Source organism: Pseudomonas sp. S3_C06, from assembly GCF_054667675.1.
Map to the genome: position 1 here is coordinate 5,710,152 of NZ_CP162747.1, position 25,023 is coordinate 5,735,174.

The 25,023-nt window shown below is 60.4% G+C and carries 28 protein-coding genes and 1 pseudogene; 23 read left to right on the forward strand and 6 right to left on the reverse strand.

Translation table 11 applies throughout. From position 1 onward, the window contains the following. Positions 1 to 163 precede the first annotated feature (163 nt). The 10 genes from AB4N44_RS25395 (at position 164) to AB4N44_RS25440 (ending at position 9,380) form a co-directional block, all read left to right on the forward strand. Positions 164 to 535: a chemotaxis response regulator CheY gene (locus tag AB4N44_RS25395; RefSeq protein WP_161986607.1), complete on the forward strand. Its 372-nt coding sequence runs from the start codon at positions 164 to 166 to the stop codon at positions 533 to 535. An 18-nt stretch (positions 536 to 553) separates the two neighbouring features. Continuing rightward, the gene (locus AB4N44_RS25400; protein ID WP_007920000.1) at positions 554 to 1,342 is read left to right on the forward strand and encodes a protein phosphatase CheZ; all 789 of its coding nucleotides are present in this window, start codon (positions 554 to 556) and stop codon (positions 1,340 to 1,342) included. Positions 1,343 to 1,396: 54 nt separating this feature from the next. Next, positions 1,397 to 3,667 carry a chemotaxis protein CheA gene (locus AB4N44_RS25405; protein WP_460111535.1) on the forward strand — a complete coding sequence of 757 codons (2,271 nt, stop codon included), beginning with the start codon at positions 1,397 to 1,399 and terminating at the stop codon, positions 3,665 to 3,667. Between the two features lie 49 nt (positions 3,668 to 3,716). Beyond that, complete coding sequence (locus AB4N44_RS25410) at positions 3,717 to 4,865, forward strand: protein-glutamate methylesterase/protein-glutamine glutaminase (protein ID WP_127926328.1); 1,149 nt, start codon at positions 3,717 to 3,719, stop codon at positions 4,863 to 4,865. Further along, complete coding sequence (locus AB4N44_RS25415) at positions 4,865 to 5,605, forward strand: flagellar motor protein (RefSeq protein WP_016987476.1); 741 nt, start codon at positions 4,865 to 4,867, stop codon at positions 5,603 to 5,605. The genes AB4N44_RS25410 and AB4N44_RS25415 overlap by 1 nt, the downstream gene beginning before the upstream one ends. A 12-nt stretch (positions 5,606 to 5,617) precedes the next feature. Further along, positions 5,618 to 6,508: a flagellar motor protein MotD gene (gene motD, locus AB4N44_RS25420; protein WP_064390875.1), complete on the forward strand. Its 891-nt coding sequence runs from the start codon at positions 5,618 to 5,620 to the stop codon at positions 6,506 to 6,508. 43 nt (positions 6,509 to 6,551) lie between these two features. After that, positions 6,552 to 7,340: a ParA family protein gene (locus AB4N44_RS25425; RefSeq protein ID WP_008077691.1), complete on the forward strand. Its 789-nt coding sequence runs from the start codon at positions 6,552 to 6,554 to the stop codon at positions 7,338 to 7,340. Positions 7,341 to 7,445: 105 nt separating this feature from the next. Continuing rightward, the gene (locus AB4N44_RS25430; RefSeq protein ID WP_460111533.1) at positions 7,446 to 8,411 is read left to right on the forward strand and encodes a CheW domain-containing protein; all 966 of its coding nucleotides are present in this window, start codon (positions 7,446 to 7,448) and stop codon (positions 8,409 to 8,411) included. A 90-nt stretch (positions 8,412 to 8,501) separates the two neighbouring features. Continuing rightward, on the forward strand, positions 8,502 to 8,987 hold the full coding sequence (locus AB4N44_RS25435) for a chemotaxis protein CheW (RefSeq protein WP_007919980.1): 486 nt from the start codon (positions 8,502 to 8,504) through the stop codon (positions 8,985 to 8,987). After that, positions 8,988 to 9,380, forward strand: coding sequence for a DUF2802 domain-containing protein (locus AB4N44_RS25440; protein ID WP_008083419.1), 393 nt, complete (start codon positions 8,988 to 8,990; stop codon positions 9,378 to 9,380). Between the two features lie 97 nt (positions 9,381 to 9,477). On the opposite strand, the gene AB4N44_RS25445 is transcribed toward AB4N44_RS25440, so the two are convergent. Both AB4N44_RS25445 and fliK read right to left on the reverse strand, forming a co-directional pair. Beyond that, positions 9,478 to 9,807 (reverse strand): EscU/YscU/HrcU family type III secretion system export apparatus switch protein, encoded by a 330-nt coding sequence (locus AB4N44_RS25445; protein ID WP_150774407.1) that lies wholly within the window; start codon positions 9,805 to 9,807, stop codon positions 9,478 to 9,480. Then, positions 9,804 to 11,378, reverse strand: coding sequence for a flagellar hook-length control protein FliK (gene fliK, locus AB4N44_RS25450; protein WP_127926330.1), 1,575 nt, complete (start codon positions 11,376 to 11,378; stop codon positions 9,804 to 9,806). Before fliK ends, AB4N44_RS25445 begins: the two co-directional genes overlap by 4 nt. Positions 11,379 to 11,575: 197 nt before the next feature. Between fliK and ccmA the strand changes: the two genes are divergently transcribed. The 12 genes and pseudogenes from ccmA to AB4N44_RS25510 all read left to right on the forward strand — a co-directional run bounded on the left by ccmA (position 11,576) and on the right by AB4N44_RS25510 (position 19,779). Beyond that, complete coding sequence (gene ccmA / locus AB4N44_RS25455) at positions 11,576 to 12,211, forward strand: cytochrome c biogenesis heme-transporting ATPase CcmA (RefSeq protein ID WP_016987486.1); 636 nt, start codon at positions 11,576 to 11,578, stop codon at positions 12,209 to 12,211. Further along, complete coding sequence (gene ccmB / locus AB4N44_RS25460) at positions 12,208 to 12,876, forward strand: heme exporter protein CcmB (RefSeq protein WP_008083427.1); 669 nt, start codon at positions 12,208 to 12,210, stop codon at positions 12,874 to 12,876. The genes ccmA and ccmB overlap by 4 nt, the downstream gene beginning before the upstream one ends. A gap of 78 nt (positions 12,877 to 12,954) precedes the next feature. Continuing rightward, on the forward strand, positions 12,955 to 13,710 hold the full coding sequence (locus AB4N44_RS25465) for a heme ABC transporter permease (RefSeq protein ID WP_460111532.1): 756 nt from the start codon (positions 12,955 to 12,957) through the stop codon (positions 13,708 to 13,710). Next, positions 13,707 to 13,883, forward strand: a complete 177-nt coding sequence (gene ccmD / locus AB4N44_RS25470; RefSeq protein WP_003222944.1) for a heme exporter protein CcmD — start codon at positions 13,707 to 13,709, stop codon at positions 13,881 to 13,883. Before AB4N44_RS25465 ends, ccmD begins: the two co-directional genes overlap by 4 nt. Next, positions 13,880 to 14,335: a cytochrome c maturation protein CcmE gene (gene ccmE, locus AB4N44_RS25475; protein ID WP_007919964.1), complete on the forward strand. Its 456-nt coding sequence runs from the start codon at positions 13,880 to 13,882 to the stop codon at positions 14,333 to 14,335. Before ccmD ends, ccmE begins: the two co-directional genes overlap by 4 nt. A 3-nt stretch (positions 14,336 to 14,338) precedes the next feature. Beyond that, on the forward strand, positions 14,339 to 16,327 hold the full coding sequence (locus tag AB4N44_RS25480; protein ID WP_460111531.1) for a heme lyase CcmF/NrfE family subunit: 1,989 nt from the start codon (positions 14,339 to 14,341) through the stop codon (positions 16,325 to 16,327). Further along, positions 16,324 to 16,860 (forward strand): DsbE family thiol:disulfide interchange protein, encoded by a 537-nt coding sequence (locus AB4N44_RS25485; RefSeq protein ID WP_460111530.1) that lies wholly within the window; start codon positions 16,324 to 16,326, stop codon positions 16,858 to 16,860. The genes AB4N44_RS25480 and AB4N44_RS25485 overlap by 4 nt, the downstream gene beginning before the upstream one ends. Then, positions 16,857 to 17,327 carry a cytochrome c-type biogenesis protein gene (locus tag AB4N44_RS25490; RefSeq protein WP_460111529.1) on the forward strand — a complete coding sequence of 157 codons (471 nt, stop codon included), beginning with the start codon at positions 16,857 to 16,859 and terminating at the stop codon, positions 17,325 to 17,327. Before AB4N44_RS25485 ends, AB4N44_RS25490 begins: the two co-directional genes overlap by 4 nt. Continuing rightward, a complete protein-coding gene (gene ccmI, locus AB4N44_RS25495) occupies positions 17,324 to 18,526 on the forward strand; it encodes a c-type cytochrome biogenesis protein CcmI (protein ID WP_460111528.1) in 1,203 nt (400 codons plus the stop codon). The genes AB4N44_RS25490 and ccmI overlap by 4 nt, the downstream gene beginning before the upstream one ends. Positions 18,527 to 18,551: 25 nt before the next feature. Next, on the forward strand, positions 18,552 to 18,956 hold the full coding sequence (locus tag AB4N44_RS25500) for a hypothetical protein (protein WP_016987493.1): 405 nt from the start codon (positions 18,552 to 18,554) through the stop codon (positions 18,954 to 18,956). Positions 18,957 to 19,163: 207 nt separating this feature from the next. Further along, positions 19,164 to 19,375 (forward strand): annotated as a pseudogene (locus AB4N44_RS25505) (type II toxin-antitoxin system HicA family toxin). Further along, on the forward strand, positions 19,375 to 19,779 hold the full coding sequence (locus tag AB4N44_RS25510; protein WP_123374656.1) for a type II toxin-antitoxin system HicB family antitoxin: 405 nt from the start codon (positions 19,375 to 19,377) through the stop codon (positions 19,777 to 19,779). Before AB4N44_RS25505 ends, AB4N44_RS25510 begins: the two are co-directional and overlap by 1 nt. Positions 19,780 to 19,848: 69 nt before the next feature. On the opposite strand, the gene AB4N44_RS25515 is transcribed toward AB4N44_RS25510, so the two are convergent. Beyond that, a complete protein-coding gene (locus AB4N44_RS25515; protein WP_460111527.1) occupies positions 19,849 to 21,036 on the reverse strand; it encodes an MFS transporter in 1,188 nt (395 codons plus the stop codon). A 244-nt stretch (positions 21,037 to 21,280) separates the two neighbouring features. On the opposite strand from AB4N44_RS25515, the gene AB4N44_RS25520 reads away from it, so the two are divergent. Next, positions 21,281 to 21,901 carry a DUF5666 domain-containing protein gene (locus AB4N44_RS25520; protein ID WP_460111526.1) on the forward strand — a complete coding sequence of 207 codons (621 nt, stop codon included), beginning with the start codon at positions 21,281 to 21,283 and terminating at the stop codon, positions 21,899 to 21,901. 239 nt (positions 21,902 to 22,140) lie between these two features. Here AB4N44_RS25520 and AB4N44_RS25525 read toward each other — a convergent pair whose 3' ends face one another. From AB4N44_RS25525 to AB4N44_RS25535, 3 genes are all read right to left on the reverse strand, one after another. Then, a complete protein-coding gene (locus tag AB4N44_RS25525; protein ID WP_038363913.1) occupies positions 22,141 to 23,139 on the reverse strand; it encodes a sulfate ABC transporter substrate-binding protein in 999 nt (332 codons plus the stop codon). Positions 23,140 to 23,243: 104 nt separating this feature from the next. After that, positions 23,244 to 24,068, reverse strand: a complete 825-nt coding sequence (locus AB4N44_RS25530; RefSeq protein WP_038363916.1) for an ion transporter — start codon at positions 24,066 to 24,068, stop codon at positions 23,244 to 23,246. Between the two features lie 21 nt (positions 24,069 to 24,089). Then, positions 24,090 to 25,004 carry an urea transporter gene (locus tag AB4N44_RS25535; RefSeq protein ID WP_150774401.1) on the reverse strand — a complete coding sequence of 305 codons (915 nt, stop codon included), beginning with the start codon at positions 25,002 to 25,004 and terminating at the stop codon, positions 24,090 to 24,092. Positions 25,005 to 25,023: the final 19 nt, after the last annotated feature.

Below are 25,023 nucleotides of genomic sequence, written 5' to 3' on the forward strand. Positions count from 1 at the left end.
CAGTGTGGGGACACTGCGAACGAGGCTGGTGCGGTGGTGAACGGCACCGGTCTTGCTCTGTTGTGCTCCAGACAGTCTTCGAGTGCTGCGCCGATTGATTGAAGTGGCGCGTCCAGGTGCTGGGCGCGTTTAAGACTGCTTGGAGGTCGAATTGAACAAAGACATGAAAATCCTCATCGTTGATGACTTCTCAACGATGCGGCGGATCATCAAGAACCTGCTGCGTGATCTTGGGTTCACCAACACCGTCGAGGCTGACGATGGCGTCACTGCCATTCCGGTGCTCAACAGCGGCAGCATCGACTTTCTGGTAACGGACTGGAACATGCCGGGCATGACCGGTATCGACCTGCTGCGTCACGTGCGTGCCGATGAAAAACTCAAGCACTTGCCGGTGTTGATGGTGACGGCTGAAGCCAAGCGCGAGCAGATCATTGAAGCCGCTCAGGCCGGTGTAAACGGCTATGTAGTCAAACCTTTCACGGCTCAGGCGTTGAAAGACAAAATCGAGAAGATTTTCGAACGCATCGGCTGATGAACGCGCGGGGGAGCTATGGAGCATAACGAATCTTCACAGGGCGATTTCGAGTCGACCCTGAAAAAACACGCGGTCGAACTGGTCGAGAGCCTTGAAAAAGGCAGGTTCGGCGACGCTGTGCAACTGATCCATGAGCTCAATCAGACCCGTGACCGTGGCCTGTATCAGGAAGTGGGCAAGCTCACACGTGAACTGCACAGTGCGATCGTCAACTTCCAGATCGACCCGAACATGCCGCAGGCCGAGGAAGTGTCGCAAATCACCGACGCCACCGAACGCCTGGGCTATGTGGTCAAGCTGACGGAAGCCGCGGCCAACCGCACCATGGATCTGGTGGAAAGCGCCACGCCGGTGGTCAACAGTCTGGCTGATGAAGCGCAGACCTTGAGCGCCGATTGGGGTCGCTTCATGCGTCGCGAGGTCGGGGCTGAAGAGTTCCGTGAACTGGCGCGCCGGGTCGACGGTTTTCTGTCACGCAGCAGCACGGACAACCGTGCGGTGTCGAGCAATCTCAACGACATCCTGCTGGCCCAGGATTACCAGGACCTCACCGGTCAGGTGATCAAGCGTGTGACCCAACTGGTCACCGAAGTCGAAAGCAATTTGCTCAAACTCGTGCTCATGGCCAGTCAGGTCGACCGCTTTGCGGGCATCGAACATGACCGCGCCGCGATGCTTGCAGAAAAAGATCCACAAAAACATCTCTCGCAGGGTGAAGGTCCGCAGATTCATGCCGATAAACGAGAAGACGTTGTGTCCGGTCAGGACGATGTGGACGATTTGTTATCCAGCCTTGGATTCTAGTGTTTTGGAATTTTAGGTTTTTTGGGTTTTTAGACCTGTAGGAGCACCCCATTAATGAGCTTCGGCGCCGATGAAGAGATCCTTCAGGATTTCCTGGTTGAGGCCGGCGAGATTCTTGAGCAACTGTCCGAACAACTGGTCGAGCTGGAAAGCCGTCCGGATGACGCAGATCTGCTCAACGCAATTTTTCGCGGTTTCCACACTGTAAAAGGGGGCGCCGGCTTCCTTCAGCTCAATGAGCTGGTGGAGTGCTGTCACATCGCCGAAAACGTGTTCGACATCCTGCGCAAGGGTGAGCGTCGCGTTGATGCAGAACTGATGGACGTTGTCCTCGAAGCACTGGACGCGGTGAACAGCATGTTCACTGAGGTTCGTGAGCGTGCTCCGATCACCGCCGCCACCCCGGAACTGCTGGCCGCCCTGGCGCGTCTGGCCGAACCGCAATCGACGGACGCAGCCCCGGCTTCGCCGGTGGCCGAGATGATCGAAGAACTGGTCGTCGAAGGCGACTCGTCGGGCGACATCACCGATAACGAATTTGAGCAACTGCTGGACTCGCTGAACGCCGTCAAGGCTGAAGCTGAAGCCCCGGCCGCTGCTGCGCCTGCGCAAACGGCCGCTGAAGCCGCGAGCGATGAAATCACCGATGCCGAGTTCGAGTCGTTGCTCGATCAACTGCACGGCAAGGGCCAGTTCGCGGTGGACGCGGTTGCGCCAGCGGCGGCAGCCCCTGCGGCTCCGGCCAAGGGCGACAGCTCTGACATCACCGACGACGAATTCGAAGCTTTGCTCGATCAGTTGCATGGCAAGGGCAATTTTGCCGTGGATGCGCTGGAGTCGGCGATTGCTTCGGCACCGGCGCCGGCTGCTCCAGCGGCCGCCGCTGCCGGCAGTGATCTGATCAGCGATCACGAGTTCGAATCGCTGCTCGACGAATTGCACGGCAAAGGCAAGTTCACCGAAGTCGGCACAGCCGCTGCTGGCAGTGCTTCGACCGTCGCCACACCGGCTGCCAAGGCACCGGCCGCTGCTGCAGCGCCCAAGCCTGCCGCCAAGCCTGAGCCAAAAGCCGAAGCGCCAAAACCGGCTGCCGCTGCTGCACCGGCTCCGGCCCGTGCGCCGGCGACACCGCCACCGGAAAAACCGGCGAGCGAAGCCGAAACCACCGTGCGCGTCGACACGGCACGTCTCGACGAAATCATGAACATGGTCGGCGAGCTGGTGCTGGTGCGTAACCGTCTGGTGCGCCTGGGCCTGAACAGTGGCGATGAAGCCATGCAAAAGGCCGTGTCGAACCTCGACGTGGTCACGGCTGACTTGCAGACCGCCGTCATGAAGACGCGGATGCAGCCGATCAAGAAGGTCTTCGGGCGCTTCCCGCGTCTGGTTCGAGATCTGGCGCGTCAGCTGAAGAAAGAGATCAACCTGGAACTGGTGGGTGAAGAAACCGACCTCGACAAAAACCTTGTCGAGGCCCTGGCCGACCCGCTGGTCCACTTGGTGCGCAACGCCGTCGACCACGGCATCGAGTCGCCGGAAGAACGCGAAGCGTCGGGCAAGGCCCGTGGCGGTCGCGTGGTACTGGCGGCCGAGCAAGAGGGCGACCATATCCTGCTGTCGATTTCCGATGACGGCAAAGGCATGGACCCGAATGTCCTGCGCGCCATCGCGGTAAAACGCGGCGTGATGGACAAGGACGCGGCCGATCGCCTCAGCGATACCGAGTGCTACAACCTGATTTTCGCACCGGGTTTCTCGACCAAGACCGAGATCTCCGACGTCTCCGGCCGCGGTGTCGGCATGGACGTGGTGAAGACCAAGATTTCCCAGCTCAACGGTTCGATCAACATCTACTCGACCAAGGGCCAAGGCTCGAAGATCGTCATCAAGGTGCCGCTGACCCTCGCGATCATGCCAACCCTGATGGTCATGCTCGGCAATCAGGCGTTTGCGTTCCCGTTGGTCAACGTCAACGAAATCTTCCACCTCGACCTGTCGACCACCAACGTCGTCGACGGCCAGGAAGTGGTGATCGTGCGGGACAAGGCGCTGCCGTTGTTCTACCTCAAGCGCTGGCTGGTCAGCTCCGCCGCTCACGAAGAGCAGCGTGAAGGCCACGTGGTGATCCTTTCGGTGGGCACCCAGCGGATCGGCTTCGTCGTCGATCAACTGGTCGGCCAGGAGGAAGTGGTCATCAAGCCATTGGGCAAAATGCTGCAGGGCACTCCGGGCATGTCCGGCGCCACCATCACCGGTGACGGCCGCATCGCGCTGATTCTCGATGTTCCAAGCATGCTCAAGCGTTACGCCGCACGGCGTATTTGAATCCGGGGCGGCGGGGCGACAACGTCCCGCCGCACCTAATGGAGTGTTTATGGCAGTCAAAGTCCTGGTGGTGGACGATTCGGGTTTTTTCCGCCGCCGCGTCTCGGAAATTCTATCTGCGGATCCGAGCATTCAGGTGGTCGGCACTGCAACCAACGGTAAAGAGGCGATCGATCAGGCGCTGGCACTCAAGCCGGACGTGATCACCATGGACTACGAGATGCCGATGATGGATGGCATCACGGCAGTGCGGCACATCATGCAGCGCTGCCCGACCCCGGTGTTGATGTTCTCCTCGCTGACCCATGAAGGCGCCCGGGTAACGCTGGACGCGCTGGACGCCGGCGCGGTGGATTTCCTGCCGAAGAATTTCGAAGACATCTCGCGTAACCCGGAGAAGGTCAAGCAATTGCTGTGCGAGAAGGTCCATAGCATCTCGCGCAGTAATCGTCGTTTCAGTGCTTACAGCGCACCGGCTCCCGTTGCTGCCCCAGCACCCACGCCTGCTCCGGCGCCGTCGAGTTTCGGCAGCCACAGCAGCAGTCACAGCACCAGCGTGCCGGCACGTCCGGCTCCAGCGCCGGCACCGACTCGCGCCCCGGCCGCCAGCGCTTCGTCGCCCGCGCCGAAACGCAAAGCTTACAAACTGGTTGCCATCGGTACTTCGACGGGCGGCCCGGTGGCCCTGCAACGCGTGCTGACTCAGTTGCCGGCGAATTTCCCGGCGCCGATCGTGCTGATCCAGCACATGCCGGCGGCATTCACCAAGGCCTTCGCCGAACGTCTCGACAAGCTGTGCCGCATCAGCGTCAAGGAAGCCGAGGATGGCGACATCCTGCGTCCGGGCCTGGCGTTGCTCGCTCCGGGTGGCAAGCAAATGATGATCGATGGCCGTGGCGCGGTGAAAATCCTCCCGGGCGACGAGCGTCTGAACTACAAGCCGTGCGTGGACATCACCTTCGGTTCGGCGGCGAAATCCTACGGCGACAAAGTTCTGGCGGTCGTACTGACCGGTATGGGCGCCGACGGCCGTGAAGGCGCGCGTCTGCTCAAGCAGGGCGGCAGCGCGGTGTGGGCGCAGGACGAAGCCAGCTGCGTGATCTACGGCATGCCGATGGCCATCGTCAAAGCCGACCTCGCCGACGCGGTGTATAGCCTCGACGACATCGGCAAGCACATTGTCGAGGCGTGTATCTGATGGATGTTTTAAGCCTTATCGGGATCATCATGGCGTTCGTCGCCATCATCGGTGGTAACTACCTTGAGGGTGGTCACCTCGGTGCGCTGGCCAACGGCCCGGCGGCATTGATCGTACTGGGCGGCACCATCGGTGCCGCACTGCTGCAATCGCCGATGAGCGCGTTCAAACGCGCCATGCAGATCCTCGCCTGGATTCTGTTTCCGCCACGGGTCGATCTGGCCGGTGGCATCGATCGCGTCGTCAACTGGAGCCTCACCGCGCGCAAGGAAGGCTTGCTTGGTCTGGAAGGCGTGGCCGATGCCGAACCCGACAACTACTCGCGCAAAGGCCTGCAACTGCTGGTCGACGGCGCCGAGCCGGAAGCGATCCGCAGCATCCTCGAGGTGGATTTCTACACCCAGGAAGCCCGCGATATCGAAGCAGCGAAAGTCTTTGAAAGCATGGGCGGCTACGCGCCGACCATCGGCATCATCGGTGCGGTGATGGGCCTGATCCACGTGATGGGCAACCTCGCCGATCCGACGCAACTGGGCAGCGGCATCGCCGTGGCTTTCGTTGCGACCATTTACGGCGTGGCCAGTGCCAACCTGGTGTTGCTGCCAATCGCCGCCAAGCTGAAGTCAATCGCGTTGCGGCAGTCGCGTTATCGCGAAATGTTGTTGGAAGGGATCCTGTCGATCGCCGAAGGTGAAAACCCTCGCTCCATTGAGTTGAAGCTGCAAGGCTTCATGGACTAAGGGAATAACCTCATGGCTCGTCGCAGGCATCAGGAAGAACACGTCAATCACGAGCGCTGGCTCGTGTCCTACGCGGATTTCATCACGCTGTTGTTCGCGTTCTTCGTGGTGATGTACTCGATTTCGTCGATCAACGAAGGCAAGTACAAGGAAATTTCCGAAGCGCTGGTCGGTGTCTTCAAAGACTCCGACCGCGCGCTCAAACCGATCCAGATCGGCGACGAACGGCCGAAAACCGTGACCCCGGCCAAGCCGCTGGTCAAGGACGCCGAGCAGATCGATGCCGGTATCGCCGGCGCCAGCGATCCGTTGAAAAGCATCGCCGATGACATCAGTGCCGCATTCGGCGACTTGATCAGCTCCAACCAGATGACCGTGCGCGGCAACGAGTTGTGGGTCGAGATCGAACTCAACTCCAGCCTGCTGTTCGGCAGTGGCGATGCCATGCCGAGCGACATCGCCTTCAACATCATCGACAAGGTGGCGGCGATTCTGAAACCGTTCGATAACCCGATTCACGTCGAGGGTTTCACCGACGATCAACCGATCCGCACTGCACAGTACCCGACCAACTGGGAACTGTCTTCGGCGCGTTCGGCGAGCATCGTGCGCATGCTGGCCATGCAGGGTGTGAACCCTGGCCGATTGGCATCGGTGGGTTACGGCGAGTTTCAACCGGTGGCCAACAACGCTACCGCTGAAGGCCGGGGGAAAAACCGCCGGGTGGTTCTGGTGGTCTCGCGAAACCTCGATGTGCGCCGCAGCCTGACGGGCACTGGAACCGCTAACGCGCAACCGGACGCTGCGTTGAAGCGTGCTGGCACACAAACTGCACCGACCCCGGTCAAGACGCCGGGACGCGAGAGTGCCGTCAATTCTCCGTCACCCGCATTAACACGCTGAGCTATGTCTCGGTCGAGCATATCGGCCGGGAGGAACGAACTGAATGAGAGTCTGGGCAGTCGCCAATCAAAAGGGTGGTGTCGGTAAAACCACATCTTCCATCGCTTTAGCCGGGTTGCTGGCCGAGGCGGGCAAGCGCGTGGTTGTGGTCGATCTCGACCCGCACGGCTCGATGACCAGCTATTTCGGCTACGACCCCGACAGCCTGGAACACAGCAACTACGACCTGTTTCTGCACAAGGGCAGCGTACCGCAAGGCCTGCCGGGGCAGTTACTGTTGTCGACCAGCGACGAACGCATTTCCCTGCTGCCATCGAGCACCGCGTTGGCGACCCTTGAGCGTCAGTCGCCGGGGCAGAGTGGTTTGGGTCTGGTGATCGCCAAGAGTCTGGCGCAGCTGTGGCAGGATTTCGATTACGCGGTGATCGACAGCCCGCCGTTGCTCGGTGTGCTGATGGTCAACGCCCTCGCGGCGAGCCAGCAACTGGTGATCCCGGTGCAGACCGAACACCTGGCCGTCAAAGGTCTGGAGCGCATGGTCAACACCCTGGCGATGATCAACCGCTCGCGCAAACAGGCGCTGCCGTTCAGCATCGTGCCGACCCTGTTTGATCGCCGTACTCAGGCCTCGATGCATACCTTGCGCGTGCTGCGTGACAAATTTCCCGACGAGATCTGGCAGGGTTATATCCCGGTCGATACCCGTCTGCGCGACGCCAGCCGGGCCGGTGTCACGCCTTCGCAATTCGACGGCAAGAGCCGTGGCGTGCTGGCGTATCGCGCGCTGCTCAAGCACCTGTTGGCGCAACAACTTGTTCCGCAGGTGGCTTGAGATGAACCTGTCCCGATCACGCCTGCCTGACTTGCACAAATCCTGTGGGAGCGAGCCTGCTCGCGAAGCAGGCGACGCGGTTTCCCTGTCCGGCGCTGTTGACCGATGAACCGCCCAGTCAAGCTCACATCGCGTCCGCAATTGGCGCTGCAGTCTTATCTGGATAATTTGCTGCAGGAAATTCCTGAGGAGCTGTCGTCGGTCATTGAGGCGCAGCCTGAAGTTGTGGAAAGCAGCGAGGCGCTGGACGAGTTCCAGGCTGCGGTACTGGAAGAGCAGGCACGTGATGCGCAGAAGGCTGCCCGGCCTGCTGCGCCGGTTGCCGCGCCTGCCGCCGCAGCGGTGACCAAAGCACCGATTGCATTGATCGAAGAAGCCGAGCCGGTTCGCGCATCGGTGTCGACACTGGCACCGCTGCTGCAAACCCAATTGCTGAAAACCGCGCCGGAACCGGAAGTGGTCGAACCGGCTCCAGCACCTGCTCCGGTTGCACCCGCACCCGTCGAGCAGACGCTGGTGCCGCCGCTGGTGGAAGTGCATCTGCCGCCGAACAACACGCCGCCACCAGTGGAAACCGATGGTCGCCCGGCCTGGGCCTCTGAAGCCTTCGAATGCCTGCTGTTCGACGTCGCCGGCCTGACCCTCGCGGTGCCGCTGGTGTGCCTCGGCTCGATCTATTCGCTGGCCGGCCACGAGCTGACGCCGCTGTTCGGTCAGCCGGAATGGTTCCTCGGGATCCTGCCGAGTCAGGCCGGCAATCTGAAAGTGTTGGATACCGCGCGCTGGGTCATGCCGGACCGCTATCGTGATGACTTCCGTCAGGGCTTGCAGTACGTGATTTCGGTACAAGGTTACGAGTGGGGGCTGGCGGTGCATCAGGTCAGCCGCTCGTTGCGTCTGGACCCGAATGAAATCAAATGGAGAAGTCACCGGGGTCAGCGGCCATGGCTCGCCGGCACCGTGATTGAGCACATGTGTGCATTGCTTGACGTTTCCGCACTGGCCGAGTTGATCGCCAGCGGTGGGGCAAAGCACCTGAGCGGCCACAAGCCGCTACATAAACCGACATAGCAGCCGACATAACAATCAGGCGACGGCATTGTTGAATGCCGCCACACAGAACACACACCGCCCAGAGCGGTTTTTTCGAGGGGTCAGGGTATGAGTAGTCAGGCGACGAATGCAAAAGGTTCTGAAGATCCGATCCTGCAATGGGTTACCTTCAAACTGGATAACGAAACCTACGGCATCAACGTGATGCGCGTTCAGGAAGTGCTGCGCTACACCGAGATCGCTCCGGTGCCGGGCGCGCCAAGCTACGTGCTGGGCATCATCAACCTGCGCGGTAACGTGGTTACCGTGATCGACACCCGTCAGCGCTTCGGCCTGAACAGCGGCGAGATCAGCGACAACACCCGTATCGTCATCATCGAAGCCGACAAGCAAGTCGTCGGTATCATGGTCGACAGCGTGGCCGAAGTGGTTTACCTGCGTCAGTCGGAAATCGAGACGGCGCCGAACGTCGGCAACGAAGAGTCTGCCAAGTTCATCCAGGGCGTGTGCAACAAGAACAACGAGTTGCTGATCCTGGTCGAGCTGGACAAGATGATGAGCGAAGAAGAATGGTCGGACCTGGAGAATATCTGATTGATTCTCGAGGTTGCGGTCATTGTCCTGTTCCTCTTCTGGGCAGGCACGCTGGCAATGTTTGTGTCGTACATCAAGGCGCAAAAAGTCATTGCTGCGCAACAGGCTCAGGGCGATGCGCTGCGTGATCAGCGCATCAAGGACCTGGCCAAGCGCGTCGACGATTACCAGAACGGTAATGTGCGCATGGGCGAGGCGCTGCACGAGTTGCGTGCGGTAGTCAGCCCTTTGCCGGACAAGATCGTTCAGCTGGAACAGCGCGATCCATCGAGCCTGTCGTTCGCCCAAGCGGCGAAACTGGTGGGCATGGGTGCGAGCGTTGATGAACTGACTCAGTCCTGCGGGTTGACCCAGGCTGAGGCGGAGTTGATGCGCAAGTTGCACAAGAACTAGAAGCAAGATCAAAAGATCGCAGCCTTCGGCAGCTCCTACATTGGAATGCATGTTCCTGTAGGAGCTGCCGAAGGCTGCGATCTTTTGCTTTCAGGGCTTAATAATCATCCCCGCGATCGGTGATGTCTTTCTCGACCATCGGCGCATTCGGGTCCTGCCCCTCGGGGAATTTGCCCTTCAGATTCCACGCAAACGCGATGATCTCGGCGATGGTGCGATACAGCTCCTCTGGAATGCTGTCGCCCAATTCCATGCGCGCCAACAAGCGCACCAATTCGGCGTTCTCATAGATTGGCACTTCGCAATCGCGAGCAATGCGCAGGATTTCTTCGGCCAGTTCCTCATCACCTTTGGCGGTGAGGGTCGGGGCGTGGTTGCCGTCGTATTTGAGGGCGATGGCCTGGCGTGGGGCAGTGGAATCGTTCATGCGGTTTCGTCGACCCAGCGGTGTTCGAGACGGGTTTGGTTGCCTTGCGGCGGGGTGCCGAGGTGGCAGTCGATGTCGCCAACGTTGAGCCCGCGATCGAGTAGGCGCTGACGCAGGGCGAACAGGTTGTTGCCGATCAGATCGGCGGTGTACGGCCGTTCGGCCCACAGTTGGCTGGACAGGCTGCCGGCGATCAGTTGCGCCTGAATCTGCATCGGCCCGAGCGGCTCCATGTCGAACGCCAGATCGACGCGCCACAGCTGTTGCTTGGGCTCGCGCTCGTCGCGGCGTTCGTTTGGTTGCGGCTCTCGCTCCGGCGCTTCTTCACGCTGGAACTTGACCTGCAACGGCACGATGTCCTGCAGGTTGCGCATGGGGATCTCCAACTGCCAGGTGCTGAGCAGACGCCCGTCGTCGGTAACGCCGGTCTGTTCCAGGCTCGACAGTTGGTGGCTTTGCAGGCGCGAAACCGCTGCGGCGGCGAGGCGCAACAACTGTTCCAGATCACCTTCGCCGTCCAGGCTTTGCAGCAAACGCTCGGGCAGCGGGAAGCTGCTCGGTACCGGTTTGGCGCTGACCTGGCCGAGCATGCCGAGGGCGTTGCGGACGAAACTCGGCAGCGCTTGCGCCAGGGTGTTGGCGGCGATGATCGCGTTGAAACTGGTGTTGCTCGGCAGGCCCGGGGTCAGTTGTGCGATCAGCTTGAGCAAATCGGCTTTCATGTCCGGAGCCAGCGTCGGGTTCTGGCCGGTCAACAGTTTGGCTTCGAGGAACGCGCCGCTGTTGGCCAGCGCCAGCGCCACGCCTTTGGCGGTGCTCAGTTGTTGCACGTCCGGGAGGCTGGCGAGCAGTTTTTCGACCGCCGCACGCAGATCTGCCGAGGTCGAGTCATCGGCTGGCGGCAGATTCTGTAATGCGTTCAACAGACCGCTGAGCGAAGCCTGGCGACTTTGCTGGCCGACCAATTGCTGACTGACGGCCAGTTGTTCCTGGCGGCTGCTCATGGGCAGAAACTTGAGAGTTTGTGAATCTTCCACCAACGCCGAAAGCAAAGTGCCAATGCGCAGCGGCTGCGGGCTGTCGATGGTCAGTGTGCTGCCGCTCTGCGCGGTATTGAGCAGAGTGACCAGCGAGCGGAATACCGCGGCTTGCCCCGGCGTCTGCGGCAGCGCCTGCGAGGTCAGCACCTTGCCTTGCAGCAGCGTACCGACCGGCAATTGTGCGGTGTCGATGCGGGTGAGGGCGGCGACGCTGCTGGCAATGGCTTGCTGCACGGTAATCGCCAGGTTGCCCGCCGATGGCTGGGTGATCGCCAGGCTGGTGCCTTGGGGCAGCGGCAGATTGCTGGTCGCCTGCACGGTGGTCTGGCGTCCGCCGTCGACGGTGACCTTGAGCAATAACTGAAAGGTCTGATCCGCCTGCTTGAGCGACAACACCTCGGCCTTGGCGCTTTGCCCGGCGCCGATCAGGCCTTCGACCGGGGTCAGCAGCTTGAGCAGCTCACCGACCTGCGGGCGAACGGTCGCCGGGGTAGTGGGCGGGAGCGGGAGGATGTTCATTTCGCCTGTCATACGCGGACACAACCTGAGGAAAATGCACTCTTGAGAGTAAGGCACGACATGTATAATGCCGCCCGTCTTGCGCTTCGAATAAAAAACATAGCAATTGTTTGACCCAGCTCTCTAGATCGAGCCGTCAATGCATCTATGCTGCATCTCTTTAACGGCCGCGCCAGAGCCGACTTGAACCGTATAAGGCCCGTGATCCCTTGACCAGTCCTGTCCTGCAAACCGTTGCCCTCGCGTGTGAACGTGATCTGCGGCTGCTCTTCGAAAATCTCGAATTGAGACTCGCCAGTGGCGATATGGTGCAGATCAGCGGACCCAACGGCAGCGGCAAGACTAGCCTTTTGCGTCTGTTGTCCGGGCTGATGCAGCCGACCGCCGGGCAAGTCCTGCTCAATGGCCAGCCGCTGACCGAACAACGCAGCGAACTCGCACGCAACCTGCTGTGGATCGGCCACGCCGCCGGGATCAAGGATCTGCTGACCCCGGAAGAGAACCTCTCGTGGCTCTGTGCCCTGCATCATCCCGCCGAACGCGAGGCCATCTGGCAAGCGTTGGCAGCTGTAGGATTGCGCGGCTTCGAAGATGTTCCCTGCCACAGCCTGTCCGCCGGTCAGCAACGCCGTGTGGCGCTGGCGCGTTTGTATCTGGACAGCCCGCCGTTGTGGATTCTCGATGAGCCGTTTACTGCCCTTGATAAACAAGGCGTGGCACAACTTGAAGAACATCTGGCCGGGCACTGCGAACGCGGCGGTCTGGTGGTGTTGACCACGCACCACACGCTGAGCCGGATGCCGGCCGGTTATCGCGACATCGATCTGGGGAACTGGGCAGTATGAGTGTGTTTGGCCTGCTGGTTGCCCGTGAATCCCGACTGCTGTTTCGCCGCCCGGCGGAGCTGGCCAATCCACTGATTTTCTTCGCCATCGTCATCGCATTGTTCCCGTTGGCCGTCGGCCCGGAAACTCAAGTGTTGCAAAACCTGTCCCCCGGGTTAGTCTGGGTGGCGGCGCTGTTGTCGGTCCTGCTCTCGCTGGACGGGCTGTTCCGCAGTGATTTCGAAGACGGATCCCTGGAACAGTGGGTCCTTTCGTCGCACCCGCTGCCACTTCTGGTCTTGGCCAAGGTGCTGGCACACTGGCTTTTCTCTGGATTGGCTCTGGTTCTGCTCTCACCGCTGCTGGCGTTGATGCTCGGTTTGCCTGCCGCCTGCCTGCCGGTTTTGCTGTTTTCGTTGCTGCTGGGAACACCGGTGCTGAGCTTGCTCGGCGCGGTGGGCGCGGCACTGACAGTCGGTTTGAAACGTGGCGGCCTGTTGCTGGCGCTGCTGATTCTGCCGTTGTACATCCCGGTGTTGATCCTTGGCAGTGGCGCCTTGCAGGCCGCCTTGCAAGGCATGCCGGCGACCGGGTATCTGCTGTGGCTGGGTAGCCTGACCGCCCTGGCGATCACCCTGACACCTTTTGCAATAGCTGCTGGCCTGAAGATCAGCGTCGGCGAATAATGAGGTCTGGTTAAAATTTAACCAGCAAAGACCCTGAGACTGCTCACTCCGATGAGCGGCACCCGTGATGGAAACAGTATGAACTGGACCTGGTTTCACAAGCTCGGCTCGCCCAAGTGGTTCTACGGCATAAGCAGCAAGTTCCTGCCGTGGTTGAGCATTGCAGCGTTGCTGCTGATTGGCGTCGGCGTCGTTTGGGGTCTGGCCTTTGCGCCGCCGGATTATCAGCAAGGCAACAGCTTTCGCATCATCTATATCCACGTACCTGCTGCGATGCTCGCTCAGTCGATCTACGTGATGCTGGCGGTCTGCGGTGTGGTCGGGCTGGTGTGGAAGATGAAACTGGCCGATGTCGCCCTGCAATGCGCCGCTCCGATCGGCGCGTGGATGACCGCCGTGGCGCTGGTCACCGGGGCGATCTGGGGCAAACCGACCTGGGGTTCGTGGTGGGTCTGGGACGCGCGCCTGACCTCGATGCTGATTCTGCTGTTTCTGTATTTCGGCGTGATCGCGCTGGGCAATGCCATCAGCAACCGCGACAGCGCCGCCAAGGCCTGCGCGGTGCTGGCCATCGTCGGCGTGATCAACATCCCGATCATCAAATACTCGGTGGAGTGGTGGAACACCCTGCACCAGGGCGCGACCTTCACCCTCACCGAAAAACCGGCGATGCCGGCAGAGATGTGGCTGCCGCTGTTGCTGACCGTGCTGGGTTTCTACTGTTTCTTCGGCGCTGTGCTGTTGCTGCGCATGCGTCTTGAAGTGCTCAAGCGTGAAGCCCGCGCCAGTTGGGTGAAAGAAGAAGTGCAGCACAGCCTGGAGGCCGCTCAATGAGTTTTGCTTCATTCGGCGACTTCCTCGCCATGGGCCATCATGGCCTGTATGTCTGGTCGGCCTACGGCATCTGTCTGGCGGTGCTGATCCTCAACGTGGTGGCGCCGATTGCGGCCCGCAAGCGCTATCTGCAACAAGAGGCGCGTCGTCTGCGTCGGGAGAACGGCAAGTGAATCCGCTGCGCAAGAAACGTCTGATCATCATTCTGGCCATTCTGGTCGGGGTCGGCGCTGCCGTCGGCCTGGCCCTCAGCGCCCTGCAGCAGAACATCAATCTGTTCTACACGCCGACCCAGATCGCCAACGGCGAAGCGCCGCAAGACACGCGCATCCGTGCCGGCGGCATGGTTGAGGCCGGTTCGCTGCAGCGCTCGAAGGATTCGCTGGACGTAAAATTCGTCGTCACCGACTTCAATAAATCCGTGACCATCGCCTATCGCGGCATCCTCCCGGATCTGTTCCGCGAAGGGCAGGGCATCGTCGCCCTTGGCAAGCTCAATGCCGACGGCGTAGTGGTGGCCGATGAGGTGCTGGCCAAGCACGACGAGAAGTACATGCCGCCGGAAGTGACCAAAGCCTTGAAAGACAGTGGTCAATCCGCGCCAACACCTGCGAAGGAGGGTTGATCGATGACCTCGACGATTTTTATTCCTGAGCTCGGTCATCTGGCGATGATTCTGGCGCTGTGTTTTGCGCTGGTGCAGGCCGTGGTGCCATTGATTGGCGCCTGGCGCGGTGACCGGTTCTGGATGAGTCTGGCCCAGCCAGCGGCGTGGGGCCAATTCGCTTTTCTGCTGTTCGCGTTCGGCATTTTGACCTACGCGTTCATGACCGATGACTTCTCCGTCGCGTATGTGGCGAACAACTCCAACACCGCGTTGCCGTGGTATTACAAATTCAGCGCGGTGTGGGGCGCCCACGAAGGTTCGTTGCTGCTGTGGGCGCTGATTCTTGGCGGCTGGACCTTCGCGGTATCGGTATTCTCGCGGCAGTTGCCGCAGGTGATGCTGGCGCGGGTGCTGGCGGTGATGGGCATGATCAGCACCGGTTTCCTGCTGTTCCTGATCCTGACGTCCAACCCGTTCAAACGCATCCTGCCGCAAATGCCGAGCAATGGCGCTGACTTGAATCCACTGTTGCAAGACATCGGCCTGATCGTTCACCCGCCGATGTTGTACATGGGTTATGTCGGCTTTTCGGTGGCGTTTGCCTTCGCCATTGCGGCGTTGATGGGCGGTCGTCTCGATGCCGCGTGGGCACGCTGGTCGCGTCCTTGGACCATCGTCGCCTGGGCCTTCCTCGGCATCGGCATTACCCTCGGTTCGTGGTGGGCGTACTACGAACTCGGCTGGGGCGGCTGGTGGTTCTGGGACCCGGTGGAAAACGCATCCTTCATGCCTTGGCTGGTCGGCACCGCGCTGATCCACTCGCTGGCAGTCACGGAAAAACGTGGCGTGTTCAAGAGCTGGACGGTGTTGCTGGCGATTGCCGCGTTTTCGCTGAGCCTGCTTGGTACGTTCCTGGTGCGCTCCGGCGTGCTGACTTCGGTGCACGCGTTTGCCTCGGATCCTGAGCGCGGCGTGTTCATCCTGATCTTCCTGTTGTTCGTGGTCGGTGGCTCGCTGACGCTGTTCGCCCTGCGCGCGCCAGTGGTCAAGAGTCAGGTCGGTTTCAACCTGTGGTCGCGGGAAACCCTGCTGCTGGGCAACAACCTGGTGCTGGTGGTGGCAGCGTCGATGATCCTGCTCGGCACGCTCTATCCACTGATTCTCGATGCCCTGAGCGGCGCGAAAATGTCGGTCGGCCCGCCGTACTTCAACGCGCTGTTCATTCCGTTGATGGCGTTGCTGATGCTGGTCATGGCGGTCGGCGTTATCGTCCGTTGGAAGGACACGCCGGTGAAGTGGCTGGCCGGCATGCTCACGCCAGTGCTGCTCGGCAGCGTCGCGCTGGCCGTGGTGGCCGGTGTCGCTTACGGCGATTTCAACTGGGCGGTGATCGCGACCTTCCTGCTGGCTGCGTGGGTATTGCTCGCCGGTGCCCGTGACATCGTCGACAAGACTCGCCACAAAGGCCTGATCAAAGGCCTGCCGACATTGACCCGCAGCTACTGGGGCATGCAGATCGCTCACCTCGGCATCGCCGTGTGTGCGCTGGGCGTGGTCTTGTCGAGCCAGAACAGTGCCGAGCGCGACCTGCGTCTGGCGCCGGGCGAGTCGATGGACCTGGCCGGTTATCACTTCGTCTTCGAAGGCGCCAAGCACTTCGAAGGGCCGAACTTCACTTCCGACAAAGGCACCATTCGGGTCATCCGCGACGGCAAGGAAATCAGCGTACTGCACCCGGAAAAACGTCTGTACACCGTGCAGAACTCGGTGATGACCGAAGCCGGCATCGACGCCGGTTTCACTCGTGACTTGTATGTCGCATTGGGCGAGCCGCTGGATAACGGCGCGTGGGCCGTGCGGGTGCACGTCAAGCCGTTCGTGCGCTGGATCTGGTTCGGCGGCTTGCTCACCGGTTTCGGTGGGTTGCTGGCGGCGCTGGATCGACGGTATCGGGTCAAGGTGAAAGCCAAGGTGCGTGAAGCGCTGGGCATGACGGGAGCGGCTGCATGAGACGTTGGTTGATGCTGGTGCCATTGGCGATTTTCCTGCTGGTGGCGGTGTTTCTTTATCGCGGTCTGTACCTCGATCCGGCGGAGTTGCCGTCGGCGATGATCAACAAGCCGTTCCCGGAGTTTTCCCTGCCCAACGTGCAGGGCGACAAGAGCCTGACCAAGGCTGACATTCTCGGCAAACCGGCGCTGGTCAATGTCTGGGGCACCTGGTGCATTTCCTGCCGGGTCGAGCATCCGGTGCTGAACAAACTCGCCGAGCGCGGCGTGCTGATCTACGGCATCAACTACAAGGACACCAACGCCGATGCGTTGAAATGGCTGGCCGAATTCCACAATCCGTATGCGCTGGACATCCGCGACGACGAAGGCTCGCTGGGCCTCAATCTTGGTGTCTACGGCGCACCGGAAACCTTCTTCATCGATGCCAAGGGCATCATCCGCGACAAGTACGTCGGTGTGATCGATGAGCAGGTCTGGCGTGAAAAACTCGCGGCCAAGTATCAGGCGCTGGTCGATGAGGCCAAGCCATGAAGCGCTTTTTAGCCGCGCTGGTATTGGGCATGAGTCTGTTCGGTGTGGCGCAGGCGGCCATCGATACCTACGAGTTCGTCAAAGAAGCTGATCGTGAGCGTTTCCGCGAACTGACCAAGGAACTGCGCTGCCCCAAGTGCCAGAACCAGGACATCGCCGATTCCAACGCACCGATTGCCGCTGACCTGCGCAAAGAGATTTTCCGCATGCTCGGCGAGGGCAAGGACAACCAGCAGATCATCGATTTCATGGTTGATCGCTACGGTGATTTCGTCCGCTACAAACCGGCGCTCAACGCCAAGACCGCACTGCTGTGGTTCGGCCCGGCCGGCCTGCTGCTCGGTGGTTTGGTGGTGATCGCGGTGATCGTCCGCCGTCGTCGCGGCCAGCGCGCCGAAACTCCGCAAGCGCTGTCCAGCGAAGAGCGTCAGCGCCTCGACCAACTGTTGGATAAAAACCAAGAATGATTGATTTCTGGCTTGCCGCAGGGCTGTTGCTTCTGGTCGCCCTGAGTTTTCTGCTGATCCCGGTACTGCGTGAGCGTCGCGCCCAGCGTGAAGAGGATCGGACTGCCCTGAACGTCGCGTTGTATCAGGAGCGTGTCGCCGAGTTGCAAGCGCAACAGGCCGAAGGCGTGCTCGACGCCGCGCAAATGGACAGCGGCCGTGCCGAGGCGGCGCGTGAGTTGCTGGCGGATACCGAGGGTGTCAGCGCGCCACGGGTTTCCCGACTGGGCAAACCGTTGCCGCTGTTGGCGGCCGTGTTGGTGCCGGTGTTGGGCTTGGGTCTGTACATGCACTTCGGTGCTGCCGACAAGGTCGAGCTGACCCGCGAATTCGCCCAGGCGCCGCAGTCGATGGAAGAGATGACTCAGCGTCTGGAGCGTGCTGTTGCAGCGCAACCGGATTCTGCAGAAGGTCTGTATTTCCTCGGTCGTACCTACATGGCGCAAGAGCGCCCGGCGGACGCGGCGAAGATGTTCGAACGCGCTGCCAATCTTGCCGGTCGCCAGCCGGAGCTGCTCGGTCAGTGGGCGCAGGCGCAGTATTTTGCTGATGGCAAAAAGTGGTCGGCGAAGATTCAGGCGCTGACTGATGAAGCGCTGAAAGCCGATCCGAAAGAAGTCACCAGCCTCGGTCTGCTCGGTATCGCCGCGTTCGAAGGCGAGCGTTATCAGGAAGCCATTGATTACTGGAACCGCTTGCTCGCGCAATTGCCGCCGGAGGACAATTCCCGCGCCGCGCTGCAAGGTGGGATCAAACGCGCCGCCGAACGTCTCGAAGCCAGCGGCGGCAAGGTCGCTGCTGCCCCGGTCGCCGCGAAAGCCGCGCTGTTGAAAGTCAGCGTCGATCTGGCCAGCGAACTCAGAAGCAAAGTGCAACCGGGCGACAGCGTATTCATTTTCGCCCGCGCCACCTCCGGTCCACCGGCACCGCTGGCGGCCAAACGCCTGACCGTGGCCGATCTGCCGGTGACCGTCGAACTGGGCGATGCTGACGCAATGATGCCGCAGTTGAAACTGTCGAACTTCCCTGAAGTCCAACTGGTTGCGCGCATCTCACGCGCCGGCCAACCGACTGCCGGCGAGTGGGTCGGTCGCAGCGGCCCTCTGGCCAGCAGCACCACTGCGCTACAAAAACTGACCATCGACAGCCCGGACAAATAGCCGGACACAACAGGAAAGCACCGCCATGCACACCATCGCCCGAATCACAGTCCTCACACTGGCCCTGGGCTTGAGTGCATGTGCGGTGCAACGACCGGAACCGACTACTAATCTGCCGCCAATCCCGCCGTCGCAACCAAGCCCGACCCCGTCGACCTCGCCAACACCTGGCAAAAGCATCCCGGCGAAACCGGCAAAACCCGTCCCGCGCACCTCGGCCAGCTTCGCCCCACCACCGGGCGGCAACAGCCACTGGGACCAAAAACTCGGCGTCTACGTCCTCGACGACCAGACCAACACCTTCTACCGCCAGCGCACCTACTACCGTTGGAACAACGGCTGGAGCCGCTCGGTCAGCCCCAATGGTCCGTGGGAAGACACCAACATCCACGGCGTGCCACCGGGACTGGGCAAGCAGTTCGGGCAGTAAATGAAAACGGCGATCTTCGGATCGCCGTTTTGCTGTGTGCCTGTTGGGTTCGTACAGAAATTGCTCAAGGAAGCGCTGCGCAAAGCTCAGGGCCTAGCGTTTCAATCACACTCTGTAAAACAACCGGACGTCGCTTCCAGGATTTCTTTGCTTGAGCAAAGATAACTCTAGGGTTATTTTTAAAAGGCCAAGGCAAGGAGGCGGTTGGTGCAAAGCAGGCTATTGATCAAGGAGTTGGAGGAGGCGGGCTGGACGCTGGACCGGGTCACTGGCAGTCATCACATCTTCAGGCACCGTACAACCCGTACACGATTCCCGTTCCTCACCCGAAAAAGGATTTGCCACTGGGAACGGTCAAAAGCATCAGGAGGCGTGCCGGGTTGTACAACCCGCCAGCCAGTTTCGAAGGAGATCCGTAATGCAATATCCAATCTGTATCGAGTGGGGAGACGAGAACACTGCCATCGGTATTCAGATCCCCGATATTCCCGGCGCCGTTACGGCAGGGGATAGCTTTGAAGATGCCTACAAGGCGGCGGTCGAAGTCGCCCACATCATGCTGCAGGAGATTGCGGCGGACGGGGAGTCGATTCCTATGCCGACTTCGGCATCCGCTCATCGCAGTAATCCCGAATTTGCCGATATGGGCTGGGGCATGCTTGAGCTGGACATTTCGCCCTATCTCGGCAAGACCGAGAAGGTCAACGTAACGCTGCCCGGTTACGTGATTCAGCGCATCGATCGTTATGTGCGCGAGCACAACGTCAAAAGCCGCTCCTCCTTTCTGGCGGATGCGGCGATGGAAAAACTGGTTCGTTATTAAGCTTCCTCGCTCCCCCAGGCTCAGTGAATAACCTGTGGGAGCGAGCCTGCTCGCGAAGCTTTTGCGGCCTTACGCCGTTGCCAATGAACCACGCTGCGAAACACTCAAAAACCGCAACAACGCCAGCAGCGGAAACAAACTGCCCACAATCACGATCCACAACCAGCCGCCATGCTCATACACCGCACTGGCCACCGATGAGCCGAAGGCGCCGCCGATGAAGATGCTGGTCATGTACAGCGCGTTCAAACGGCCACGGCTTTTCGCGTCCAGCGAGTAGACGGCGCGCTGACCGAGGACCATGTTCATCTGCACGCAGAAATCGAGCACCACGCCGGTCACGGCCAGGCCGATGACGCTGTAAGCCGGGTGAATGAAGGCGGGCAGGAAGCTCAGGCTGGCGAACAGCATGGCCAGCAGCGAAGCGATGCGAGTGTGGCCGGCGTCGGCCAGGCGTCCGCTGATCGGTGCGGCGATGGCACCGATGGCGCCGACCAGGGCGAAGATGGCGATTTCGCTTTGTGACAGGCCATGGTTGCGTGCCAGTTCCAACGGCACGGCAGTCCAGAACAGGCTGAACGTGGCGAACATGCAGCCCTGATAGAACGCCCGCTGACGCAGTACCGGTTGCTGGCGCAGCAATGTCCACAGCGAACCGATCAACTGACCATACGTGGCGCTGTGATCCGGCTTGCGCTTGGGCACGGTCAACGCGAGCACCACGCTGATCGCCGCCATCAGTGCGGCGGCAATCATGAACATCGCCCGCCAGCCCAAGTGGTCGGCAACCACGCTAGAAACCGGCCGCGCCAACAAAATGCCCAGCAGCAAGCCGCCCATGATCCCGCCAACCACCCGGCCACGGGATTCTTCCGGTGCCAGATGCGCCGCCAGTGGAATCAGGATCTGTACCGACACCGAGCTAAAACCGACCAACAACGAGATCAGCAGAAACACATTCGGCTGATCGGTAAACGCCGCCGCCAACAGGCTGGCAATCGCCACCACCGTGGTGATGATCATCAACCGGCGGTTTTCCAGTAGATCGCCCAGTGGCACCAGGAAGAACAGGCCCAGCGCATAACCGATCTGCGTCAGCGAGACGATGAAGCTGGCCATGGTGTCGGAGAGGCCGATGTCCGGCGCGATCAGGCCGATGATCGGCTGTGCGTAGTAGATGTTGGCAACGATGGCGCCGCAGCAGAAGGCGAACAGCAGCACCATGCCTCGGGTCATTGCGTGAGTGGTGGTGGTCATAAGGTTTCTCGATCCAGCGAAAGGGAATGCGATGAGGCTAAGGGTTAATCCGCAAGGGCAGAAGGCGCCGGCGATTGATATCAGTTATTCCGTTGCGGAATGGCCGGGTGCTAGCGGCGTGTCATCCATCGGCGGACCTTGCGTCCGACCGTTGCGGGTCAATGATACATTCACTTACATCCTGTTCGATAGCGTGCTTATGTTTGCATCGGGCTTGTTCAACATTGATGACCGGAGGATTGCAATGTTTCGTCAGAGGCTTCGCCACACCGCAACGATTGTCTTGATCACCCTGCTGGGCGCGACGAGCGTGCAGGCAGCCGATGCTCCGGGGATGCGCATCGGTGTGCGCGGAGAGATCACCGGGGTCAATACCGACAGCCTGAAAGTCCACGTCAACACTGGCGAGAACGTGGTGATTCAGCTGACCGGCGACACCAAAATTCGCGCCGTCACCCTGGCCAATATCGAAGACATCAAACCCGGCAGTTACATTGGCTCGGCGGCCATGCCGCAGGAGGACGGCACGCTCAAGGCGCTGGAGGTGCATGTGTTTCCGCCGGAGCTGGCGGGCAGCGGTGACGGGCATCGACCGTTCGACCTGGCCAAGGGCAGCAGCATGACCAATGGCAGTGTCGGCGATCTGGTGGTGAGCAACGGGCGGGTGCTGACGGTGAACTACAAGGGCGGGCAGCAGAAAATCCTGGTGCCGGAGGATGTGCCGATCGTTAATTTGATGCCGGGGGATCGGAGCTTGCTGAAGGTTGGGGTGAAGATCGTTATGTTCGTCACGCAGAGTGCGGATGGCACGCTGACGGCGCAGTCGATTTCTGCGGGGAAGGATGGGGTGACGCCACCGATGTAAAAGCCCCTCACCCTTACCCTCTCCCGGAGGGAGAGGGGACTGATTGGGGGATGCATGAGAGGTACGCCGACCTGAACGTGCTGTGGTGAATCCATAATCGATAAGGTCTTTCAGGTCGATGTAACTCGCCAGACACCTCGGTTGGCCCGCTCTCCCTCTGGGAGAGGGCTGGGGTGAGGGTAAAGCGGCCACAAAAAAAGGCGACCTTAGTGGGTCGCCCTTTCATACCTGCTTAAACCTTACTGCCCGCTATAGATCTGATCGAAAACCCCACCATCATTGAAGTGAGTCTTCTGCACCGTACGCCAGTCACCAAAGGTCTTCTCCACCGAGAGGAAATCAACTTTCGGGAAGCGATCGGTGTACTTCGCCAGTACCGCCGGATCACGCGGACGCAGGTAGTTTGCCGCGGCAATCTCCTGACCTTGCGGCGACCACAGGTACTTCAGGTACTCATCCGCCGCCGCACGCGAACCTTTTTTGTCGACCACTTTGTCGACCACAGACACCGGCGGCTCAGCCTCAGCCGAAACACTCGGGTAGATCACTTCAAACTGATCACGACCAAACTCGCGGGCAATCATTTCCGCTTCGTTTTCGAAGGTCACCAGCACGTCGCCGATCTGGTTGGTCATGAAGGTCGTGGTGGCGGCGCGGCCACCGGTATCGAGCACTGGCGCTTGCTTGAACAGTTTGCCGACGAAGTCCTTGGCCTTGTTTTCGTCGCCACCGTTCTTCAGCACATAACCCCAGGCCGACAGGTAGGTGTAGCGGCCATTACCCGAGGTTTTCGGGTTTGGCACGATCACTTGCACGCCATCCTTGAGCAGATCCGGCCAGTCTTTCAGGGCTTTCGGGTTGCCTTTGCGGACGATAAACACGGTGGCCGAAGTGAACGGTGCGCTGTTGTTCGGCAGACGCGTGACCCAATTCTCCGGGACCAGTTTGCCGTTGTCGGCGAGGGCGTTGATGTCGGTGGCCATGTTCATGGTGATGACGTCAGCCGGCAGGCCATCGATCACCGAACGCGCTTGCTTGCTCGAGCCGCCGAAGGACATCTGTACGGTGATGTTTTCGTTGTGCTCGGCTTGCCAGTGTTTCTGGAACGCAGTGTTGTAGTCCTTGTAGAAATCGCGCATCACGTCGTAGGAAACGTTGAGCAGCGTCGGGGCTGCCTGGGCGATGTTGGCCAAGGCCAGGCCGGCGGCGAGAAGTGAGGCGCCAAAGAGTTTTTTCACTGCGCATTCCTTGTTTTATCTGTGTAGGAGCAGGGGGTGATATTCAATTGCCACTGACTATAACGGGGCGCGCATAGTCGTTTAAAGATTTAAAAGCTCTTTGCTTATTCCAATTTCTTGAACAACGCATTGCCACATCGCGAGCAAAACGCCGCGCCGTGTTCATGGCTGTTTTTCTTGCACACCGGGCAATCGTGTTGCAGTTGTTCACCGCGCATGGCGTTGGCCAGTTCAGCGGTGAAAATCCCCGTCGGCACGGCGATGATCGAGTAACCGGTGATCATCACCAGCGACGAAATCACCTGACCCAGCGGGGTCTTCGGCACGATGTCGCCGAAGCCGACGGTGGTCAAGGTGACGATAGCCCAATAGATGCCTTTGGGAATGCTGGTGAAGCCGTGCTCCGGGCCCTCGATCACGTACATCAAGGTGCCGAACACCGTCACCAGCGTGCAGACGCTGACCAGAAACACGACGATCTTCTGCTTGCTGCCACGCAGCGCCGACATCAGGTAATTGGCTTGCTTGAGGTACGGGCTGAGTTTGAGCACACGGAAGATCCGCAGCATGCGGATGATCCGGATGATCAGCAGGTACTGCGCATCGCTGTAATACAGGGCGAGGATGCCGGGCACGATCGCCAGCAAATCCACCAGCCCGTAAAAGCTGAAGGCGTAGCGCAACGGCTTGGGCGAACAGTACAGGCGCAGGATGTACTCACCGAGAAAGATGATCGTGAAGCCCCACTCGATGTAGGCCAGCACGTTCGCGTAGTTCTGGTGAATGCTGTCGATGCTGTCGAGCATCACGATCACCAGACTGGCGAGGATGATCAACAGCAGGATGCCGTCGAAGCGACGCCCGGCGCGGGTGTCGCTCTGGAAAATCATCACGTAAAGCCGTTCGCGCCAACTGTTGCTGCTGTCCATGGATAACGCCTGAATCGAAGATCAGCGCAGCCTAGGTTGATTCTCCCCGTGAGCGCAAGACGCGTTGTCGACCGAGGCTTTGCCAAGCATCTGAATACCGGCGCGGATCAGCCAGCAAGCGAGGATGAATGGCGCGGTCAGAGTGGCGAGGCCGACGGCAGCAAATAGCGGAGTGACCAGCAGCGCCAGCACGATGCCGAGTAGTGGCAGCCATGGTTGTTGGCGTTGCGTGCTGAAGGCGAGGGCGGCGAGCACGGCGTTGTAGCTGCCGAGACCGAGCAAAGCGGAGCTGGTTTCGTGATGCAGCAGGCTGGAGGCGAGGCCGATTGCAGAAGCCAGCATCGCCCAGCAAAACGCGCGACGATCAGCGATCAGCAATCCGGCAGCGATCAGCGCGCCGGCCAGCGGATGGCCGAGGAACATCACCTGGCCCAGTCCACGGAGTTCGGCAGCGAGCAGATTGATCGTATTCGTCTCGATCTGCGCTATCGGTGCCGAAGGTTCGGCAAACAGCAGCAATACCCAGCTCATGGCCACGAACGGCGAGGTGTAGGCCGGTATGGAGCGGCTGCTGTACACATGTTTCAGCCATTGCTGCGTGACCATCGCGCTCAAGCCGCCAGCGGCGAGAATCAGCGGTGGCAGCAGCGGCGACCACGGGAAATACAGGCTCAGCAACAGGCCAAGCAAAATGCCGTTGTAGCTGAACAACCCGGCCTGGCGATCAGCCTTGGCGTAGTTGCGCCGTTGTGCGGTTAGCAATCCGGCGACGGCACCGAGCAGCGCACCGGCGAACAGCACCGGTGCGGTCAGCAGGATCGCCAACAGGCACAGGAGGCCGCACAGCGGATGGCGCTGGAGGAATATTTGACTGAAACCGTTGAGCAAAGCCTCGGCCCAGTCGGGGCAGTGGGTGTTGAAATGATTGGCAGGCATGGCAGGTCATTCGATACTG